Source organism: Solwaraspora sp. WMMA2056 (assembly GCF_030345095.1).
GTDB lineage: Bacteria > Actinomycetota > Actinomycetes > Mycobacteriales > Micromonosporaceae > Micromonospora_E.
Window position 1 is genome coordinate 6,117,533 of the sequence record NZ_CP128360.1, and the last position, 17,516, is coordinate 6,135,048.

17 protein-coding genes are annotated in these 17,516 nt (G+C 70.6%); 7 read left to right on the top strand and 10 right to left on the bottom strand.

All coding sequences use genetic code 11. The features are described from left to right. Positions 1–37 precede the first annotated feature (37 nt). Together ahcY and O7608_RS27695 are read right to left on the bottom strand one after the other, a co-directional pair. Complete coding sequence (ahcY, locus tag O7608_RS27690; protein ID WP_289207348.1) at positions 38–1,507, bottom strand: adenosylhomocysteinase; 1,470 nt, start codon at positions 1,505–1,507, stop codon at positions 38–40. Positions 1,508–1,622: 115 nt separating this feature from the next. Next, on the bottom strand, positions 1,623–2,333 hold the full coding sequence (locus O7608_RS27695; protein WP_289207349.1) for an NADPH-dependent F420 reductase: 711 nt from the start codon (positions 2,331–2,333) through the stop codon (positions 1,623–1,625). A gap of 43 nt (positions 2,334–2,376) precedes the next feature. Between O7608_RS27695 and O7608_RS27700 the strand changes: the two genes are divergently transcribed. From O7608_RS27700 to O7608_RS27710, 3 genes are read left to right on the top strand one after another with little or no spacing between them, the layout of a single operon-like run. Then, complete coding sequence (locus O7608_RS27700; RefSeq protein ID WP_289207350.1) at positions 2,377–2,715, top strand: PadR family transcriptional regulator; 339 nt, start codon at positions 2,377–2,379, stop codon at positions 2,713–2,715. Beyond that, positions 2,712–3,536: an ATP-binding cassette domain-containing protein gene (locus O7608_RS27705; protein ID WP_289207351.1), complete on the top strand. Its 825-nt coding sequence runs from the start codon at positions 2,712–2,714 to the stop codon at positions 3,534–3,536. The genes O7608_RS27700 and O7608_RS27705 overlap by 4 nt, the downstream gene beginning before the upstream one ends. Beyond that, positions 3,533–4,216 (top strand): ABC transporter permease, encoded by a 684-nt coding sequence (locus O7608_RS27710; RefSeq protein ID WP_289207352.1) that lies wholly within the window; start codon positions 3,533–3,535, stop codon positions 4,214–4,216. Before O7608_RS27705 ends, O7608_RS27710 begins: the two co-directional genes overlap by 4 nt. Before the next feature lie 66 nt (positions 4,217–4,282). Here O7608_RS27710 and O7608_RS27715 read toward each other — a convergent pair whose 3' ends face one another. Beyond that, the gene (locus tag O7608_RS27715) at positions 4,283–5,590 is read right to left on the bottom strand and encodes an NAD(P)/FAD-dependent oxidoreductase (RefSeq protein WP_289207353.1); all 1,308 of its coding nucleotides are present in this window, start codon (positions 5,588–5,590) and stop codon (positions 4,283–4,285) included. A 175-nt stretch (positions 5,591–5,765) separates the two neighbouring features. Continuing rightward, the gene (locus tag O7608_RS27720; RefSeq protein WP_289207354.1) at positions 5,766–6,182 is read right to left on the bottom strand and encodes a CBS domain-containing protein; all 417 of its coding nucleotides are present in this window, start codon (positions 6,180–6,182) and stop codon (positions 5,766–5,768) included. A gap of 249 nt (positions 6,183–6,431) precedes the next feature. Here O7608_RS27720 and O7608_RS27725 point away from each other — a divergent pair, with 249 nt between their 5' ends. Then, the gene (locus O7608_RS27725; RefSeq protein WP_289207355.1) at positions 6,432–7,559 is read left to right on the top strand and encodes a PP2C family protein-serine/threonine phosphatase; all 1,128 of its coding nucleotides are present in this window, start codon (positions 6,432–6,434) and stop codon (positions 7,557–7,559) included. Positions 7,560–7,569: 10 nt separating this feature from the next. Here the strand turns inward: O7608_RS27725 and O7608_RS27730 are convergent, their stop codons facing one another. From O7608_RS27730 to O7608_RS27740, 3 genes are all read right to left on the bottom strand, one after another. Continuing rightward, entirely contained in the window at positions 7,570–8,595 is a 1,026-nt protein-coding gene (locus tag O7608_RS27730) for an aspartate-semialdehyde dehydrogenase (protein ID WP_289207356.1), read from the bottom strand. A gap of 110 nt (positions 8,596–8,705) precedes the next feature. Further along, a complete protein-coding gene (locus tag O7608_RS27735) occupies positions 8,706–9,329 on the bottom strand; it encodes a GNAT family N-acetyltransferase (protein WP_289207357.1) in 624 nt (207 codons plus the stop codon). A gap of 167 nt (positions 9,330–9,496) precedes the next feature. Then, positions 9,497–9,805 (bottom strand): TraR/DksA family transcriptional regulator, encoded by a 309-nt coding sequence (locus O7608_RS27740; protein WP_289207358.1) that lies wholly within the window; start codon positions 9,803–9,805, stop codon positions 9,497–9,499. Positions 9,806–10,195: 390 nt separating this feature from the next. Here O7608_RS27740 and O7608_RS27745 point away from each other — a divergent pair, with 390 nt between their 5' ends. From O7608_RS27745 to O7608_RS27755, 3 genes are all read left to right on the top strand, one after another. Further along, positions 10,196–10,609 carry a PadR family transcriptional regulator gene (locus tag O7608_RS27745; RefSeq protein WP_289207359.1) on the top strand — a complete coding sequence of 138 codons (414 nt, stop codon included), beginning with the start codon at positions 10,196–10,198 and terminating at the stop codon, positions 10,607–10,609. Beyond that, on the top strand, positions 10,593–11,786 hold the full coding sequence (locus O7608_RS27750) for a hypothetical protein (protein WP_289207360.1): 1,194 nt from the start codon (positions 10,593–10,595) through the stop codon (positions 11,784–11,786). The genes O7608_RS27745 and O7608_RS27750 overlap by 17 nt, the downstream gene beginning before the upstream one ends. A gap of 70 nt (positions 11,787–11,856) precedes the next feature. Then, positions 11,857–14,448 (top strand): ATP-binding protein, encoded by a 2,592-nt coding sequence (locus tag O7608_RS27755; protein WP_289207361.1) that lies wholly within the window; start codon positions 11,857–11,859, stop codon positions 14,446–14,448. Positions 14,449–14,462: 14 nt separating this feature from the next. On the opposite strand, the gene O7608_RS27760 is transcribed toward O7608_RS27755, so the two are convergent. The 3 genes from O7608_RS27760 to O7608_RS27770 are packed head-to-tail and all read right to left on the bottom strand — an operon-like array spanning position 14,463 to position 17,383. Further along, a complete protein-coding gene (locus O7608_RS27760) occupies positions 14,463–15,809 on the bottom strand; it encodes a M16 family metallopeptidase (RefSeq protein ID WP_289207362.1) in 1,347 nt (448 codons plus the stop codon). Next, positions 15,806–17,098 (bottom strand): M16 family metallopeptidase, encoded by a 1,293-nt coding sequence (locus tag O7608_RS27765; protein ID WP_289207363.1) that lies wholly within the window; start codon positions 17,096–17,098, stop codon positions 15,806–15,808. The genes O7608_RS27760 and O7608_RS27765 overlap by 4 nt, the downstream gene beginning before the upstream one ends. A 57-nt stretch (positions 17,099–17,155) precedes the next feature. Further along, positions 17,156–17,383: a hypothetical protein gene (locus tag O7608_RS27770; RefSeq protein WP_289207364.1), complete on the bottom strand. Its 228-nt coding sequence runs from the start codon at positions 17,381–17,383 to the stop codon at positions 17,156–17,158. Between the last annotated feature and the right edge of the window lie 133 nt (positions 17,384–17,516).

Consider the following 17,516-nt stretch of genomic DNA (forward strand, 5'->3'; position numbering starts at 1 on the left):
AGCGCAAGATCGTCGGAGGAAGAGGCGGGATGGTGGGTCAGTAGCGGTAGTGCTCCGGCTTGTAGGGGCCGGCCACGTCGACGCCGATGTAGTCGGCCTGGGCCTTGCTGAGCACGGTGAGCTTGGCACCGAACGCGTCCAGGTGCAGTCGGGCCACCTTCTCGTCCAGGTGCTTCGGCAGTACGTAGACCTTCTTCTCGTACTCGCCAACCTTGGTGAACAGTTCGATCTGGGCGATCACCTGGTTGGAGAAGGAGGTCGACATCACGAAGCTCGGGTGACCGGTGGCGTTGCCCAGGTTGAGCAGCCTCCCCTCGGAGAGCACGATCACCGCGTGGCCGTCCGGGAACCGCCAGACGTCGACCTGCGGCTTGATGTTGACCTTCTCGATCCCCGGTACCTTGGCCAGCCCGGCCATGTCGATCTCGTTGTCGAAGTGGCCGACGTTGCCGACGATCGCGTTGTGCTTCATCTTCGCCATGTGCTCGGCCAGGATGATGTCCTTGTTGCCGGTCGTGGTGATGAAGATGTCGCCGCGCTCGACGACGTCGTCCAGGGTGACCACGTCGAGACCGTCCATCGCCGCCTGCAGCGCGCAGATCGGGTCGATCTCGGTCACCACGACCCTGGCCCCCTGGCCGCGCAGCGACTCCACCGCGCCCTTGCCGACGTCGCCGTAGCCGCAGATCACCGCGAGCTTGCCGGCGATCATCACGTCGGTGGCCCGGTTGATCCCGTCGACCAGCGAGTGCCGGATGCCGTACTTGTTGTCGAACTTGCTCTTGGTCACCGAGTCGTTGACGTTGATCGCCGGGAAGAGCAGGTTGCCCTCACGGGCCAGCTCGTAGAGGCGGTTGACACCGGTGGTCGTCTCCTCGGAGACCCCGATGATCGGCTCGGCCATCTCGGTGTACTTGGTCGGGTTCGTCGCCAGCGAACGCCGCAGCGTGTCCAGGATGATGCCGTACTCGTGCGAGTCGGTCGGTGCCGTCGACGGCACCGCCCCGGCGGCCTCGAACTGCTTGCCCAGGTGGATGAGCAGGGTCACGTCACCGCCGTCGTCGACGATCGAGTCCGGCCCGCTGCCGTCCGGCCAGGTGAGCATCTGCTCGGTGCACCACCAGTACTCCTCGAGCGTCTCGCCCTTCCACGCGTACACCGCGACACCCTGCGGGTCGTCGATGGTGCCGTTCGGGCCGACGACGACCGCCGCGGCGGCGTGGTCCTGGGTGGAGAAGATGTTGCAGGAGACCCAGCGCACGTCGGCGCCGAGGGCGGTCAGGGTCTCGATCAGTACGGCGGTCTGCACGGTCATGTGCAGCGAACCGGCGATCTTCTTGCCCTTGAACGGCTGCTGGGCGGCGTACTCGCGGCGCAGCGCCATCAGGCCGGGCATTTCGTGCTCGGCGAGCTCGATCTCCTTGCGACCGAACGTCGCCAGGGACAGGTCGGCGACCTTGAAGTCGCTGACCTGTCCGGCGCTGTCGGCGGTCAGAGTGACGGTCACTACAGCTCCTCGGGTTTCAACGGATGCGTCCGTCCTGCCGGGTACGGCGCGCACGACACCTCTCCACCATACGGCCAGCCGATGGTGTTTCCGACCCGAGGCGGTCGAGGAGGGCTCAGTCGCGGGCGATCGCGAAGCCGACCGTCGGGCCGGCCCCGCCGCCGTACGCGAGCTGGATGAGCAGCGCGGCGACCGGCTCCAGATAACGGGCACTGGTCAGCGGGCCGGCGTCGACGGCGTCGAACCCCAGCTGGGTGCCGAGCTCCTGGACCGTCTTCTTCGCCACCAGGTCGTCGCCGGCCACCGGGACGGACTGCCGTACGCCACCGAGCACCGGCCGGGCGTGGTTGGGGGCGAGCACCGTGTTGAAGGCTTTCACCACGTTGGCCTCCGGGATCATCGCCGCGACCTGCTCGGCGGCGGAGGTGTCGTGCCCGATCCGCAGTGACATGTGGTCCGGTCCGAGCGGATTCGTCACGTCGATCACCGTGGTCCCGGTCAGCGCGTCGGCGACCGGGCCGGTCAGGGTGTCGGCGATCCCGGTGTACGGCACCGCCAGCACGACCAGTTCGGCGGCGGCGGCCTGGGCCGGCTCGCCGGCGGTCACCCCGGTGCCCGTCGTGGCGTCGGCCAGCCGGGGTGAATCCGGGCTGGACGCGGAGATCGTCACCTGGTGGCCCACCTCGGTCAGTCGGCGGGCCAGCGCGGATCCGACGTTGCCAGCCCCGATGATGCCGATGTCCATCAGTCTCTCCCTCCGGCGGTTGCCTTGTCGGTGAGGTACCCCGTGGGCTTGGCCGAAAACGGCTGGCCGGGACGATCCCAAATAGGTTGTGGCACTACCTAGATAGCGCTGCTATCTTCACCCGGTGGACCAGGACCGGCGCGGCCAGTGGCTACGGGGCGTGCTGGAGCTGTGCGTCCTGGCCGCGCTGCGCCAGCGGGAGTCGTACGGCTACGAGCTGGCCCAGTCGCTGCAGGCCGCCGGGATCGGCCCGATCAAGGGCGGCACTCTCTACCCCGTCCTGCTGCGGCTGCAGCGCACCGGGCTGGTGAGCGCCCAGTGGCGCGAGGGCACCAGCGGCCCGGCCCGCAAGTACTACCGGCTCACCCCGGCCGGCGCGCAGACCCTGCGCCACGCCGCTGCCGACTGGCGGGCCTTCGCCACCGGCGTCGACACGATCCTGCAGGAGGTGACCGACTCGTGAACCACCAGTCCTGGCTCGCCGCCCTCACCGGTGAACTGCACCGGCACGGCGTCGACCGCGAGGTGGCCGGGCACGTCGTCGCTGAGGCGGCGGCGCACCTGTACGACAGCGGCGAAGCCCCGCTGGCGGTCTTCGGCACTCCGGCCGACTACGCCGGCGCCGTGGTCCGCAGCGTCGGTGGCCCGGCACACCTGCCGCGCCGCACCGGCCCCGGCCCGGTCCGGCTCGACGTCCGCGACGTCCGCAAGCGGTACCGCCGGCAGCAGGTCCTCGACCGGGTCCGGCTGACCGTGCGCGCCGGCGAGGTCGCCGCCGTGGTCGGGGCCAACGGCAGTGGCAAGAGCACCCTGCTGCGCATCTGCGCCGGCCTGGTCAGCCCGGACAGCGGGTCGGTGCACGTCCACGGCACGGTCGGCTACTGCCCGCAGGACGGTGGCACCGCCGACTTCCTGTACCCCGACGAGCACTTCGCGCTGGTCGGTGCCGGTCGCGGCCTCGACCGCGCCCGGTCCCGCGCCGAGGGCCGGACGCAGGCGGCGGTCCTCGACTGGGACGCCTCCGCCGCTGTCGCGGCCCGACAGTTGTCCGGCGGCACCCGGCAGAAGCTCAACCTGGTGCTGGCCGGGCTCGGCGATCCCGACCTGCTCCTGCTGGACGAGCCGTACCAGGGCTTCGACCGGGGCACCTACCTGGACTTCTGGCACCAGGTGTGGCGCTGGCGCGACGACGGCAGGGCAGTGGTGGTCGTCACCCACCTGCTGAACCAGCTCGACCGGGTCGACCTGGTGCTCGACCTCAGCCACCGGGAGGCGACGCGATGACAAGAATGCTGACCGTGGCCGAGATGACGCTGCGGGAGACGGCGCGGCGGCGCGGCGTACTGGTGATCCTGCTGCTCTTCCCGCTCTGTTTCTACCTGGCCCGGCGCGGCGACCACGCCGGACAGTCGATCCGGTTCGTCTGTCTCGGGCTGGGCTGGGCGCTGAGCACGGCCGCGCTGTTCGCCGGCAACGCGAACCGTGGTCTGGAGACCCGGCTGCGGTTGACCGGCTACCGGCCGGTGCACCTGTGGTCGGGCCGGATGGCCGCGCTGTGGGTGGTCGGCGTGCTGCTGTCGGTGCCGTACTTCCTGCTGGTGCTGATCGACCAGCCGCAGGTCCGACACGGTGCGATCGCCCTGATCATGCTGATCATGGTGCTGGTCGCGGTGCCGTTCGGGCTGGCCGTCAGCGCGGTGCTGCCCCGCGAACTGGAGGGCACGCTGGTCCTGCTGACCATCGTGGGCCTGCAGATGGTGATGGACCCGTCCAGCCCCGCCGCCCGGGCCCTGCCGTTCTGGTTCAGCCGGGAGATCGCGACCTACGCGATCGACCACACCGACAGCGGATACCTCGACCGGGGTCTGCTGCACGGCGTGGTCGTCGCCATGGTCCTGGTCGCGCTGGTCGCGCTCGCCACCGGCGTACGGCTGCGCCGCCGCCCCCACCTGCGCTTCGGCTGAACCGACCGTCCTTACCGGGGCGACGCCGCGCGGGGCGAGCGGCCGACGTCGCGCGCGGGGGGGCGGTCAGCGGCCGACCGGGTGGACCAGCTCCGGAGAGGCGGTGTCCAGCGGCACCGCCGACGGCGGCACCAGACCCAGCTGCACCCCCTGGCGCGACAGCAGCGACTCCAGCATCCAGTCGGCCGCCACCCGCACCCGGTTGCCCGGGATCGACGCCAGGTGGTAGCCCCGGGTCACCACCTTGGCCAACGGGCCGGAGATCGGCACGTGCAGCGGGTTCGCCGCCGCCTGGGCACCACCGAGGTCGACCACGAAGCCGAGGTCCTTGTGCCGGTACGGGCGGAACGACCCGTGTCCGTACGAGGCGGCCACGTTCTGCGCGGCCAGCCGACCCTGCCGTACGGCGTGCTGTGCGGTCATCGGGGTGACCTCGCCCGGTGCGCTCGGGTCCGGTACGGCGGCCGCGTCACCGCAGGCGTACACCTCCGGATGCCGTGGTACGGCGAGGAACTCGTCGACCACCAGCCGCCCCTTGACCGTGTCCAGCCCGAGCGCGTCCACCACCGGGTCCGGCCGTACCCCGACACACCAGATCAGTGACCGGGTCGGAATGAACTCGCCGTCGGACAGATGCACCCCGTCGCCGGTCGCCTCCCGCACCGAGGTGCCGAACCGGGTCTCGACGCCCCGGCTGTCGAGCACCCGCTGGGCGGTGACCGACATCCGTTGGTCGAGTTCCGGCAGCACCCGGTCGGCGAGGTCGAGCAGCAGCCAGCGCACCTGCTGTCCGGCGAGCCGCGGATGGCGACGCACCAGCAGGTCGGTCGCGGTCACGCAGTGCGCGGCGACCTCCGTACCGGTGTAGCCGGCCCCGACCACGACGAAGGTACACCGGGCGGCCCGCTCGGCCGGGTCGTCGGACAGGTCGGCCAGCTCGATCTGCCGGGTCAGGTGGTCGCGCAGGTAGAGCGCCTCGGGCAGGGTACGGAACCCCTTCGCGTGCTCGTTGGCCCCGGGGATCGGCAGCAGCTTGTTGACGCTGCCGACGGAGACGATCAGCCGGTCGTAGCGCAGATCGGCCCGACGGCCGTCCCCGTCGAGGTAGCAGATCCGCCGGCCCGGCAGGTCGATGTCGTCGACCTCGCCGAGCACGACCCGGACCCCGGGCAGGGTGTCCGGCAGCGACACGGTCACCCGACGCGGTTCCAGCACCCCGGCGGCGACCTCGGGCAGCAGCGGTACGTACAGGAAGTAGTCGGTGGGGTTGACCAGGACGATCTCCGCCGCGCCACGGGCCAGCCGGGACAGGGTGCGGGCCGCCTGGTAGCCGGCGAATCCGGCGCCCACGATGACGATTCGCGGTCGACTCATCTGCTGAACTCCGATCGGTTGCGAGGCCTGCGGTGCCCCGGGCGTCGACGGCGGGTGCCGTGGAACGTCCGGAAGAGGGTGTCCCTGCCGTCTACCGGACCCGGGCGCCGGGGAGACCGGGCAGACGTGCGAGGACACCCACCAGAGGGTTCCGGCACCACTCGTCGATGAGCGGTCAGTTGTTGGGCTCGTCGGTGCTGATGTCGGCGAGCACCGAGTCCGGTTCCCACTCGACGGCGAGGTCACCCATGGAGACCACACCCACCAGGCGGCCGTCGTCGACGACCGGCAGTCGCCGTACCGAGTAGGTCCGCATCAGTTCGGCGGCGGCGACCGCGTCGTCGTACGGTGAGACCACCACGACGTCCTCGGTGATGATCTGGTCGAGCGGGGTGCTCGCCGGGTCCATTTCGGACGCTACTGCCCGGACGGTGATGTCCCGGTCGGTCACGATCCCCTGGATCTCACTACCGTTGGTGACGATGATGTCGCCGATGTCCGCGTCACGCATCTGTCGCGCCGCCGCGGTCAGCATGTCGCTGGCGTCCATGGTGAACGGCCGGGCTGTCATGAACTCTCCGACGGTCGTCATCATGTGCTCCTCTCGGTGTCGGCGCCATGCTCGGGGTACCCGCAGTGGTAGCGGGAAAACCCCGGCCCGCCCGGCCGGACGCAGGCGGGCAGCGGGGCGGGTAGCGGGGCGGGTGCGTGCGCGGGACCGGCCGGGTGCGGGCTGATCGGCTAGGCTCGCAGGCAGGTACGGCTGCCGGCACCTGGGGTGCCCGGCACGGGCAGGCCGAGTAGGGAGCAGGACGTGTGGGCACGCCGGAGCAGCTGGCGCATGCCCTATTTGTCAGCTTTGCGGCGCCCGCCGTTGGCCGACCGGTCACTCTGGCAACGCACCGAGCGCTGGCGCGGCATGCCGGCGGCGCTGGCCCTGATCGCCGTGATCACCGTGATCGACGTGGTCACCCAGACCTCGGCGGTCGTCCTCGGGTTCCTCTCCCTCGCCCCACTGCTCGCCGCCGCCGTGGAGAAGACCCGCCGTACTGCCCTGGTCACGGTCGTCGCCTGCCTGGTCGCGCTGATCGCCGGGCTGCCCAGCGGCATGTTCGGCAGTCTGGACCACCTGTTGCGCAGCAGCGTCGTCTTCGCCGTCGGCATCGTGTCGATCTACGTGGCCCGGTCCCGCAACCTGCGGGAGGCCCGACTGCGCCGGATGACCGAGATCGCCGAGGTCGCGCAACGCGCGGTACTGCGTTCCCCACCGCCGGTGCTCGACGACGTCGCGCTGGTCGCCCGGTACCTGTCGGCCTCCGAGGCGGCCAATGTCGGCGGTGACCTGTACGCCACCGTCGCCAGCCCGTACGGCGTCCGCCTGATCATCGGCGACGCCTGCGGCAAAGGGCTGCAGGCGGTCCAGATGGCGGCGACCGTGATGGGGGCGTTCCGCCAGTCCGCCTTCGTCCAGCCGGAGCTGACCGCCGTCGCCGCCGACCTGGATCAGGCGGTGCACCGGGACGCGGTCAGCACCGGGCAGCCGGCCCAGTTCGTCACCGCCGCACTGGTGCAACTGCACGGCGACACCGTCACCGTGATCAACTGCGGCCACCCGGCTCCGGCGCTGCGGACCGCCGAGGGCACGCTGGAGATTCTCGAACCGGCGGACCGGCACCCACCGTTGGGGCTGCGCCGCGACGCGCCCGACCCCGCACCGGTGATCCGCGTCTGGCATCCCGGCGACCGGCTGCTGCTCTACACCGACGGGCTGATCGAGGCGCGCAACGGCGGCGGCGAGTTCCTCTCCTCCACCCGGGTCACCGCCTGCCTGGACCTGCCCGACCGTTCCGAGGCGTTGGACCGGATCGTCGCTGAGCTGCAACGGCATGCCGGCGGTCAGATCAGCGACGACGCCGCCCTGCTGCTCGTCGAGCGGCAGGGCGGCGCGGGGTCGCACCAGCAGCGATGACGCGGCTGGCTCAGGCGGTGCCGGCGATGAGCAGTTCGGCGATCTGCACCGCGTTGAGCGCCGCGCCCTTGCGCAGATTGTCGTTGGAACAGAACAGCGCCAGGCCGTGCTCGACGGTCTCGTCGACCCGGATCCGGCCCACGTAGGTCGGGTCCTGCCCGGCGGCCAGCAGCGGCGTCGGCACGTCGGCCAGCGCCACGCCGGGCGCACCGGTGAGCAGCTCGACCGCCCGGCGCGGGCTGATCGGCCGGGCGAACCGGGCGTTGATCTGCAACGAGTGACCGGTGAAGACCGGCACCCGGACGCAGGTGCCGGAGACCTTCAACTGCGGGATGCCGAGGATCTTGCGACTCTCGTTGCGCAGCTTCTGCTCCTCGTCGGTCTCGGCGGAGCCGTCGTCGACCAGCGCGCCGGCCAGCGGCAGCACGTTGAAGGCGATCGGCGCGGCGAACGACCGGGGTGCCGGGAACTCCACGGCGGCACCGTCGAACGCCAGCCCGGCCGCGCCCTCGGCGACCTTGCGGACCTGCTCGTCCAGCTCGGCGACGCCGGCCAGGCCGGCACCGGAGACCGCCTGGTACGTGGACACGACCAGGCTGACCAGGTCGGCCTCGACGTGCAGCGGCCGCAGCACCGGCATCGCGGCCATCGTGGTGCAGTTCGGGTTGGCGATGATGCCCTTCGGCCGGTCGGCCGCCGCCTGCGGGTTGACCTCGGCGACCACCAGCGGTACGTCCGGATCCATCCGCCAGGCCGACGAGTTGTCGACCACCACCGCGCCGGCCTCGGCTACCCGGGGCGCCAGCTCCTTCGACGTACCCTTGCCGGCCGAGAAGAGCGCGATGTCCAGCCCGCGGTAGTCGGCGCTGGCCGCGTCCTCGACGACCACCTCGCCGCCACGCCACGGCAGCGTCCGCCCGGCCGACCGCGCCGAGGCGAACAGCCGCAGCTCGTCGACGGGCACCTGCCGCTGCTCCAGCACCTGTCGCATGACGCCACCGACCTGTCCGGTGGCACCGACGATCCCGATCCTCATGTCGCAACCCCGATCCTCATGTCGCGAAGGTTACCGACGGGCCGGGGTGCGACGGAACCGAGTTGGTCCCACATCACCTCCGGCCCATCGGTGACCACCGATCGGACGGGTCAGCCGTAGCGGCGGGTGAGCTGCGGTTGACGCCACATCGGCCACAGCAGCGGACCGCCGTCGGGCAGGTGGAACGGCGCCGCCGCAGTGACCCGGTAGCCGAGCCGGGCGTACAGGTCACGGGCACCTCGGGTGCTCGCCACCACGTAGGCGGCGCTGCCGGCGGTGTCGAAGATCGCGTGCCGGTGGGTCAGCAACGCCGTACCGAGGCCGTAGCCCTGCCGGTCCGGCGCGACCCCGAGGTACGCCAGGTAGTGGTGCTCCCCCACCGGGTGCCGCTCGGCAAGCGCGTTGTCCAGCAGCCGGAACCGGTAGGCGTACTCACCGCAGGCGTCGTCGAGCAGCTGCTCGTACTCGACCGGGTTGGGCAGGATCAGGCTGCACGGGCGCCAGACTGCGACCGCCTGGTAGTCCTCGGTCAGGTAGATGCTGCCCTGCCGCAGTCCGTAGTCGATCAACGCTGGGCAGAACCGCTGGAACACCTGCCGACGTGCGACGGGATCCGGGATCAGCCAGGTGGCCTCGGGGGTGTCCAGGAATGCCTCCACCAGTGTCTTGGCCACTCGCGGGGTGTCGGTGTAGGTCGCGTAACGGATCATCACCGACGTGTGGAGCTGGGGCATCAGCGCTCGCCTCTCTGCGGCACATTTGCGGACACCCGGGTACAACGGACGACACACCGTCAGGGGTTCGAATGTATTTGTCCGCCTACTTTCGGCGAGGCGGTAGCCGTTACGTCACCGTCCGACCGGATGCCAGGTCGGACGGCGACGTTCTCCTCGGCGGCGACTCAGCTGGTGCAGGGTACGCAGTACCGGGCGTGCGGCAGGATCTCCAACCGCTCCCGGGGGATGTCGCCACCGCACCTGTCGCAGCGACCGTAGCGGCCGTCGGCGATCCGGCCCAGCGCCTCCACGGCCTGGTCGTAGCCGCGCCGGGCGGCCACGATCAATGCGGCGCGGGTGTGCGCCTCCTGCGGGTCGCCGGTGTCGGCGGTGAGTTCGGTCAACTGGGCCCGGTGCAGGTCCAGTTGATCAGCCAATTGCACTCGTGCCTGCTCGATCCATTCACTGTTCCTGCCCTGCAGTTCGGTGCTCATGATGTGCTCCTCGAAAAGAAAAAGGGCCGAAGCTGATGCGCTTCGCCCCTGGCGGCCGTTCGGGTGGATGGAATCCGGCCGCCGGGGGACCCCGGTCGGCGGGATTCGGCCGCCCCGGCCGCCCCTCGGCGGTTGCCACGGCGGTCGATCCGGCGGCGCGCACGCCGATGGGAGCCGTGACAGTCACGGCTCCGTCGCGCTGCGCAGACCCAGCCATCCGGCAACCATAGGCCGGCCCTACCGGAAAGCCAACCCGGTTACCCGTCACCAGACTTGACGGGGCAATTCGCCCAGAACTCCGCAGTTGCGCGACCCCACTAGTCTGAGATACAACTAGTTGACAAGCGATCTACAGCCGGATGTGGACTAGTCAGGGAAGGGAAGTGCGTGATGGGCGGCGCGACCGATCCGGCGGCGAACTGGATCCGGGCCGGACTCGGGCTGGCGATCATGGCGGCCCTCACCGAGGGCGACCGGCACGGCTACGCACTGGCACAGCGGCTGGCCGAGTTCGGGCTCGGCCCGATCCGGGGCGGCGCACTGTATCCGGTGCTCAACCGACTGGAGGCCGAGGAGGCGGTGCGCTCCGACTGGCTGCCGGGCGAGGGCGGCCCGGGGCGGAAGGTCTACGCGATCACCGAGGCCGGCCGACGACGACTGGCGGACGAACGGACCCGGTGGGGCGAGTTCACCGACGCGTTCGACCGGCTGCTCACGGCGACCGGCGACGGCGACGGCGACGACCAGCGGCACCTGAAGCAGGACAGTGAACTGGGGAGGATTTCCGATGACGAAGACCACTGAACCGTTCGAGCGGTGGGAGATACCTGCCCGGCTGGCGCTGAGCGACCAGGGCGTCGGGCACCACCTGGCGAACCCGATCATCGCCGACGTGCAGGCGCACTGCGCGTACACCGGGCAGAGCCCGTACGACGCGTTCGGCTCCCCTGAGGAGTTCGCCATGGTCGCGGCGGCCGAGCAGCCGGCGCACCTGCGTGAGAATCCGGACCGGCACGGCCTGACCGCAGCCGACTACCTCTCCGGCGGTCTGCTGAGCCTGGGGCTGATCGGGCTCGGCGGATCGCTGTTCTACGCCGTGCTGGAACAGACGCTCACTTTCCCGGCCAACCCGGCGGCGTTGACCGGGACGGCCTTCGTCGGCCTGGCGGTGTTCGTCGTCCGTGGCGTACCGGGCGCGCTGCGCGCCGTCGGCCGGCCACGGCTGGCGACCGCGTCGTTCGCCCTCGTCGTGCTGCTGGCCGGGCTCGCCGTCACGGCGTTCTTCACGCTGCCCCGTGGGCCGGCGCTCCCGGTTCCGGTTCTCGCGGTCGCCGCCGCGTCGCTGCTGGTGCTGCTGTGGCAGCTACGTGGGCCGGGCAAGCCGAAACAGCCGATCGAGCACACCCCACCCACCCCACGCACGGCGGAACACGACACCGACGAGGCGGACGCCGACGCCTGGTTCCGCCGGCTGACCGGCCTGCTGGTCGGCCGCTACGACCTCACCCCGCAGCGGGCCGGCGAGCTCGCCCGGCAGGCCCGCAACCACCTTGTCACGGCTGGGGGCACCGCCCCGGACAGCGAGTTCGGTCCGGTCGAGGAGTACGCCCGGGAGATCGCCGAGTACGAACCGCAGCGACGCGTACCGTTCTGGCGGACCGCGCCGGCCGGCCTGATCGGCAGCCTCGCCGGGCTCAGCCTCTCGGTCAGCGCGTTGCTGTCCTGGACCGCCGAGGGCCACTACTGGGCGGCGTACGGGGTCGCCCTGCCGGTCGGCCCTCGGCTCGGTCTGGTACGCCGGTGTCTACCTGCTCCGCACGCTGCGCCTGCTGCGCTGAAGCTGACCACCACGTGGACGCGACGATGGCCGGTACCGTTGCGCACCGGCCATCGTTCATCGACGGGCAAGGCTGGGCATCGACGCTCGCCTTTGTCGACACTCTTTTACCCATCAGCCGTGGCGCACCGCCGATACACTTGATGACAGAGGGCGCCACAAATCGGAATAATAAGCCACCAACAGGACCTCGGAATGATTTCGGGAGTCCCGCATGGACAGCACACCACCTCAGCGGCGACGGACTCGCCTGGCCAGGGCGGCGATGGTTTCCGCCATCCCGCTCACCAGCGCGGCTGTCGGAATAACGACAAACCTCGTCACCGCCGCCTGGAATTGGGCTCTGGCTGGCGCGCTGCTCGCCTTCGTCATCGGCAGCATCATCGCGACCGTACTGGTCGACTGGGGGGAGGCCGGACCGGACACATCACGTCGGGAGCAATCCGACCGGCAGCAGGACACCCGGCCTGTCACGACAGAACAACCGCCGACCACCGTAGCCGGCGTCAATACTCTCCCCCGCGACCTCGGCGTCTTCACGGGTCGACACGAGGAGGTGCGACTCCTCGTCGAGGCCGCCACCAGCCGAGCCGAATCCGCCCTTGCGATCCATGCGGTCGACGGGATGGGCGGCGTCGGCAAGACCACCCTCGCCGTGCACGTCGCACATCTACTCGCCACCGAATATCCGGATGCGCAACTGTACGTGAATCTACGCGGCTATCTCAGCGACCAGGCTCCGATGCGACCCGGCGAAGCACTCGAGGTGCTCCTTGTCGCACTCGGCCTACCATTGGATCGGATCCCACCCAGCCCAGATGCCAGATCCGCGTTGTGGCGAGCCCAGATCTCACGTCGACGCGCCGTGGTCGTCATCGACAACGCATCGGACGCGGAGCAGGTCCGTCCGCTGCTGCCCGGCTCCGGCGGATGCCTGGTGATCATCACCAGTCGTCGGCGACTCACCCTGCCGGACGTACGCCCACTGTCGTTGGCCGCGATGCCGGCCCGGGAAGCAGCCACGCTGTTCATCTCGACTGTCGGGGCGATTCGCACGGCGGACCAGTTGCCGATGGTAGACGCCGTGGTGAGCCGATGCGGGCATCTCCCGTTGGCCATCGAGGTCGCAGCGGCGTGGCTGGCACATCGTCCATCGAAGAAGATCGACGACCTGCTCGCCGCGTTGGACACACCGCTCGACGCCGTGACCGCCACCCTGGAGCTGTCGGTCCGCAGCCTGCCGACAGCCGCCAGACAGGTGTTCCTGCATCTCGGGCAGCACCCGGGACCGATCATCACGGCTGCGGTGGCCGCCGCCCTCACCGGCCTCGACGTCACTTCCGCCAGCCGAGCGATCGACGTCCTGTACGAACACAACCTGCTACAGGAGATCTCCCGCAGCCGTTACCAGTTCCACGACCTCGTACGTGAGTTCGCCCGGCAAGCTGCCGTCGAACTGGACAGTAGCGGCGTGGAGCGCCTGCTCCGCAGCTATCTCGAAGCGGCGGCAGCAGCCGACAGGCTGCTCGGCCCGGGCGTACCGGGCACCCCGGAGCCCGCCGACGAGGAGTGGACAAAGCCACCCACCGACACCGCCGCTCGCGCGTGGTTCGAGGCGGAGCTGCCCAACCTGCTGGCCTGCGCGCGTCACGCCATCGAGCATCGCGTCGTTCCGCACGCGTGGATGCTGCCGTCGGTGATGTCCCGATATTTCCGAGAGCGCGGCTACGCCCTTCAAGCGAGGCCGTTGCTGATCGGCGCGCTGCGGATCGCGACCACCGCCGGCGATCCTCTGGCGCAGGCCAACTGCCACCTCGGACTCGGCACGCTTGATCAGATCGCCGGCAACCACACCGCCGCCCGGAGCCACTTCAACGAGGCGAACGCCCACTACGAGCAGGTCGACAGCGCGCTCGGCAGCGCGAACGCATCGATGGAGCTGGGCGTGCTCGACCAGATTTCCGGCGACTACGCCGCCGCTCAGCGCAGATTCGAGAAGGCAATGCAGGGCTACCAACAGCTCGGCAACGTACTGGGTCAAGCCTATGCGCATGCAGAACTTGCCGCAGTGGCGAAGCTGCTGAACGCATACGCGGAGGCTAGGAGACACGTCAACTCGGCACTGACGTACTACGACCAGGCCGGAAGCCAGGCCGGGCAGGCCGAGGCGTACTCGAGCCTGGGCGGGATCGATCGACTGACCGGCGACTGGGATGCCGCACGGGTGCACCTCAGTCGAGCGCTGCACCTGCACACCGCTCTGGGCCACGGCCGGGGACAGGCCTATGCGCAGGTCCAGCTCGGCGCGTTGCACAGGGCGACAGGAGAGCACACCGCGGCACGCAAACTGCTCTACGACGCGCTGACCAGCTACCACGATGCCGGCGACCGGATGGGGATGGCGTTCGCCTACAGCCAGCTCGGCATGCTCGACCGTGTGATCGGCGAGCATCCGGCCGCGCGCGGTCACTTCGAACAGGCGTTGAGCTTGTACCGTGGTGTCGGTAGCCTCGCCGGCGAAGCCAACACCCTGACCAGCCTGGGCATTCTCGAACGGTTGATGGGCGACTACACCGCCGCGTTGAGCAACCTCGATCGCGCACTCGCCCTCTACACCACGTTGCACGACCGTGCCGGGCAAGCTGACGCGCACACCGAACTCGCCGCCACCTACCGGGAGAGCGGGGACGCCGCATCGGCCCACGCCGAGCTCTCCCTCGCCCTGCCGCTGTGGATCGCGGTCGACAACACCGCCGCCGCAGACCGGGCAAGGACCGCTCTGGCAGCGTTACAGGAATCAACCTGACGGTGTCACCGTCATCAAGCGGATTCGTCGAGCAGCTCCCCCAGGCCGGAGGCGGCCAGCTCGTCGCGGATCTGCGCCGCGTCGCCCTCCACCACCAGGGTCAGCCCCTGGGCGTGCAGGTGGGTCGCGGCGGCGGCGGAGACCTGCTCGACGGTCGCCGACAGCAGCTGTTCCCGCAGCGTCGCGTGATAGTCGTCCGGCAGCCCGTGCACCACCAGGGTCGCCAGGGCACTGGCGATCGCCCCCGGGGTCTGCAACTCGACGGAGAGCTGCCCGGCCCGCCAGGACCGGGCCACCGCCAGCTCCTCCTCGGTCACCCCGTCGGCCTGGGTCCGGGAGACCTCGCCGACCGCGTCGACCAGGGCCGGCGCGGTCACCCCGGTCTGCACACTGGAGCTGACCGAGAACCGGCCGAACCGGCGGGACATGCCGAAGTCCGACCGGATGCCGTACGTGTAGCCGCGCACCTCACGGATCAGGTGGTTCAGCCGCGACGTGAACGCACCACCGAGGACGGTGCTGGCCAGGCTCATCGGCACGTAGTCCGGATGGGCGCGGTGCGGAGCCGGGTGCCCGAGCCGCAGGGTGGACTGCACCGCCCCGGGCCGGTCCACCAGGATGATCCGCCGGCTGTCGCGCAGCACGACCGGCAGCGCCGGCTCGACCTGCGGCGACGCGCCGCTGGCACCGCCGAAGGCTGTCGCACCCAGTGCGTCCAGGTCGATCAGGTCCAGGTCACCGGCGACGAGCAGGGTGCCGGGCCGGGTGAACCAGGCACGGTGGAAGTCGACCACGTCGGCCACGGTCACCGCGGCCACCGAAGCAGGGTCGCCGCCCATCGGCCGGCCGTGCCGCTGGTCGGCACCGAACAGGTCGGCACGCAACGCGGCGTCGGCCCGGGGGCCGGGGTTGGCCCAGTACATCCGCAGCGCGGTGGCCTCGTCGTCGCGGACCCGCTCGACGTCGGCCGGGTCCAACGCCGGGGTGCGGACCGCTTCGGCGAGCAGCTCGACGGCAGCGCCCAGCCGGTCGGCGGGCACCTGCACACCGACCCGGAACGCGTCCCAGTCGGCGGAGTAGAACAACTCGGTGCCGAGCCCTTCCAGGGCCAGCGCGTACGCCCCGGAGTCCCGCCTCGCGGTGCCCTCCTCCAGGGCCTTGCCGAGCACCCCGGCGAGACCTTCCCGGCCGGCCGGCTCCCGGCCGGCGCCGGCGTCGAGCAGCAGAATCGCCACCGCGAGCCGGTGGCCGGGCAGGTGCGCGGCCACGACCTCGCCGCCGCCGACCGCGCGGCGGGCCACCTCCGGGAAGCGGTACGGCCGGGCGGCGCCCGGTTCGGGACGCTGCGCGATGATGGTCACTTGTCGCCCTCCGGCAGGTAGCTGAGCTGAACCCGGTGCTGCGGCCGCAGCAGCCGCGCGGCTTCGTCGTTGACCGCCTCGGCGCTGACCGACAGCCAGCCGGGCAGCCGCTCACCGGCGCGGGCCGGGTCGCCGAACTGGGTGGCGTAGCGGCCGAGGATGTCGGCCCGACCTTCGCAGGTGGCGACCTGCCGCCACCAGGCGGTCGCCAGCAGCGCCTTGGCCCGGTCCACCTCCGCGTCGGTGACACCGTCGCGGGCCACCTCGTCGAGCACCTCGATCAGCCCGTCGGCGAGCCGTTCGGCGCTCACCTGCGGCTGGGCGGTCGCGGTGATGATCAGTGGGGCGGGGGCGTGGGCGAGGTCGACCCCGTACGCACCGAGGTAGTCCGGCTGGGCGATCCGCGCGCCGTCGGCGAGCCGCTGGTAGAGCCGGCTGCCCCGGCCGCTGCCCAGCACGGTGCTCAGCACCGTGGTCACGTCGTAGGCGGGGGTGCCGAACGGATGGGTGCGGTAGGCGACGTACTGCCGGATGCCGGGCACCTCGGCGGTGACGGTCTCGACGACCGGGCCGGTCAGCGGTGCCGGGGCCCGCCCGTCGGGTGCCGGTGGGATGTCGTCGCGGGCGGGAATGCCGCCGAAGTACTTGTCGGCGAGGCTGAACACCTCGTCGGCGTCGGTGTCACCCACGACGGTCAGCACCGCGTTGTTCGGGGCGTAGTACATCTCGTGGAACGCCTGGAAGGTGGCCAGGTCGGCGGCGTTCAGGTCGTCCATGGAGCCGATCGTGGCGTGATGGTACGGGTGCCCCGGCGGGTAGAGCAGCGGCAGCAGCCGCAGCCAGGCGTCGCCGTACGGCACGTTGTCGTAGCGCTGCCGCCGCTCGTTCTTGACCACCTCGCGCTGGTTGTCCAGGGTCTCCTGGGTCAGCGCCGGCACCAGCCCGCCCATCCGGTCCGCTTCCAGCCACAGGGCGAGCGCCAGGTGTTCGGCCGGTACGGTCTCGAAGTAGTTGGTCCGGTCGGGATTGGTGGTCGCGTTGAGCGAGCCACCGGCACCCTGCACCAGTTTCATGTGTTCGGTCTTGGCGACGTTGACCGAGCCCTCGAACATCAGATGCTCGAACAGGTGGGCGAAACCGGTCCGGCCAGCCGGCTCGTGGCGGGAGCCGACGTCGTACCAGAGATTGACCGCGACCACCGGCACGCTGGAGTCGGTGCTCACCACGACCCGGAGGCCGTTGTCCAGCCGGGTGGTCTCGATCGGCCAGGGGTACCCGTTCGGCGACATGTGCCCGACGTTAGCCGATCCGGACGCTGGGCGAGCGCACCGGCCCGCCCGGCCCGGTCAGCCCGGCGGTTCCTCGCGCCGGTCGGAGTCGTGCAGGATCGCGGCGGCCTGACCGACGGGGTCGTCGCTGCCGGCGGACTCCTCCTCCGGGAGCAGGTGTCCGGCGCGGGACTCGATCCGGTCCGACTCGATCCGGTCCGACTCGGGCGGGGGTGCCGTGACGTCGGTGCCGTCCGTGCCGGGCGGTGGTGGGCCGGTGAACGTGTCTTCGGTGTCGGGGCTCATGGCCCTCGCAGTTACCCCGTCGGCCCACCGGTCATGCCTGTACCCGGTGGGCCGGTGGGCCGGCGTCCTGGTGGACAGGTACCACACCAGCGCGTTATTCCTCTGAGGAATATTTATACCTCTGAGGAATATC

What these genes read in the sequence shown, in the direction of transcription:
- O7608_RS27710 (WP_289207352.1), top strand. Translation starts at nt 3,533, where the DNA reads ATGACAAGAATGCTGACCGTGGCCGAGATGACGCTGCGGGAGACGGCG.
- O7608_RS27715 (WP_289207353.1), bottom strand. Translation starts at nt 5,590, where the DNA reads ATGAGTCGACCGCGAATCGTCATCGTGGGCGCCGGATTCGCCGGCTAC.
- O7608_RS27720 (WP_289207354.1), bottom strand. Translation starts at nt 6,182, where the DNA reads ATGACGACCGTCGGAGAGTTCATGACAGCCCGGCCGTTCACCATGGAC.
- O7608_RS27725 (WP_289207355.1), top strand. Translation starts at nt 6,432, where the DNA reads ATGCCCTATTTGTCAGCTTTGCGGCGCCCGCCGTTGGCCGACCGGTCA.
- O7608_RS27730 (WP_289207356.1), bottom strand. Translation starts at nt 8,595, where the DNA reads ATGAGGATCGGGATCGTCGGTGCCACCGGACAGGTCGGTGGCGTCATG.
- O7608_RS27735 (WP_289207357.1), bottom strand. Translation starts at nt 9,329, where the DNA reads ATGCCCCAGCTCCACACGTCGGTGATGATCCGTTACGCGACCTACACC.
- O7608_RS27740 (WP_289207358.1), bottom strand. Translation starts at nt 9,805, where the DNA reads ATGAGCACCGAACTGCAGGGCAGGAACAGTGAATGGATCGAGCAGGCA.
- O7608_RS27745 (WP_289207359.1), top strand. Translation starts at nt 10,196, where the DNA reads ATGGGCGGCGCGACCGATCCGGCGGCGAACTGGATCCGGGCCGGACTC.
- O7608_RS27750 (WP_289207360.1), top strand. Translation starts at nt 10,593, where the DNA reads ATGACGAAGACCACTGAACCGTTCGAGCGGTGGGAGATACCTGCCCGG.
- O7608_RS27755 (WP_289207361.1), top strand. Translation starts at nt 11,857, where the DNA reads ATGGACAGCACACCACCTCAGCGGCGACGGACTCGCCTGGCCAGGGCG.
- O7608_RS27765 (WP_289207363.1), bottom strand. Translation starts at nt 17,098, where the DNA reads ATGTCGCCGAACGGGTACCCCTGGCCGATCGAGACCACCCGGCTGGAC.
- O7608_RS27770 (WP_289207364.1), bottom strand. Translation starts at nt 17,383, where the DNA reads ATGAGCCCCGACACCGAAGACACGTTCACCGGCCCACCACCGCCCGGC.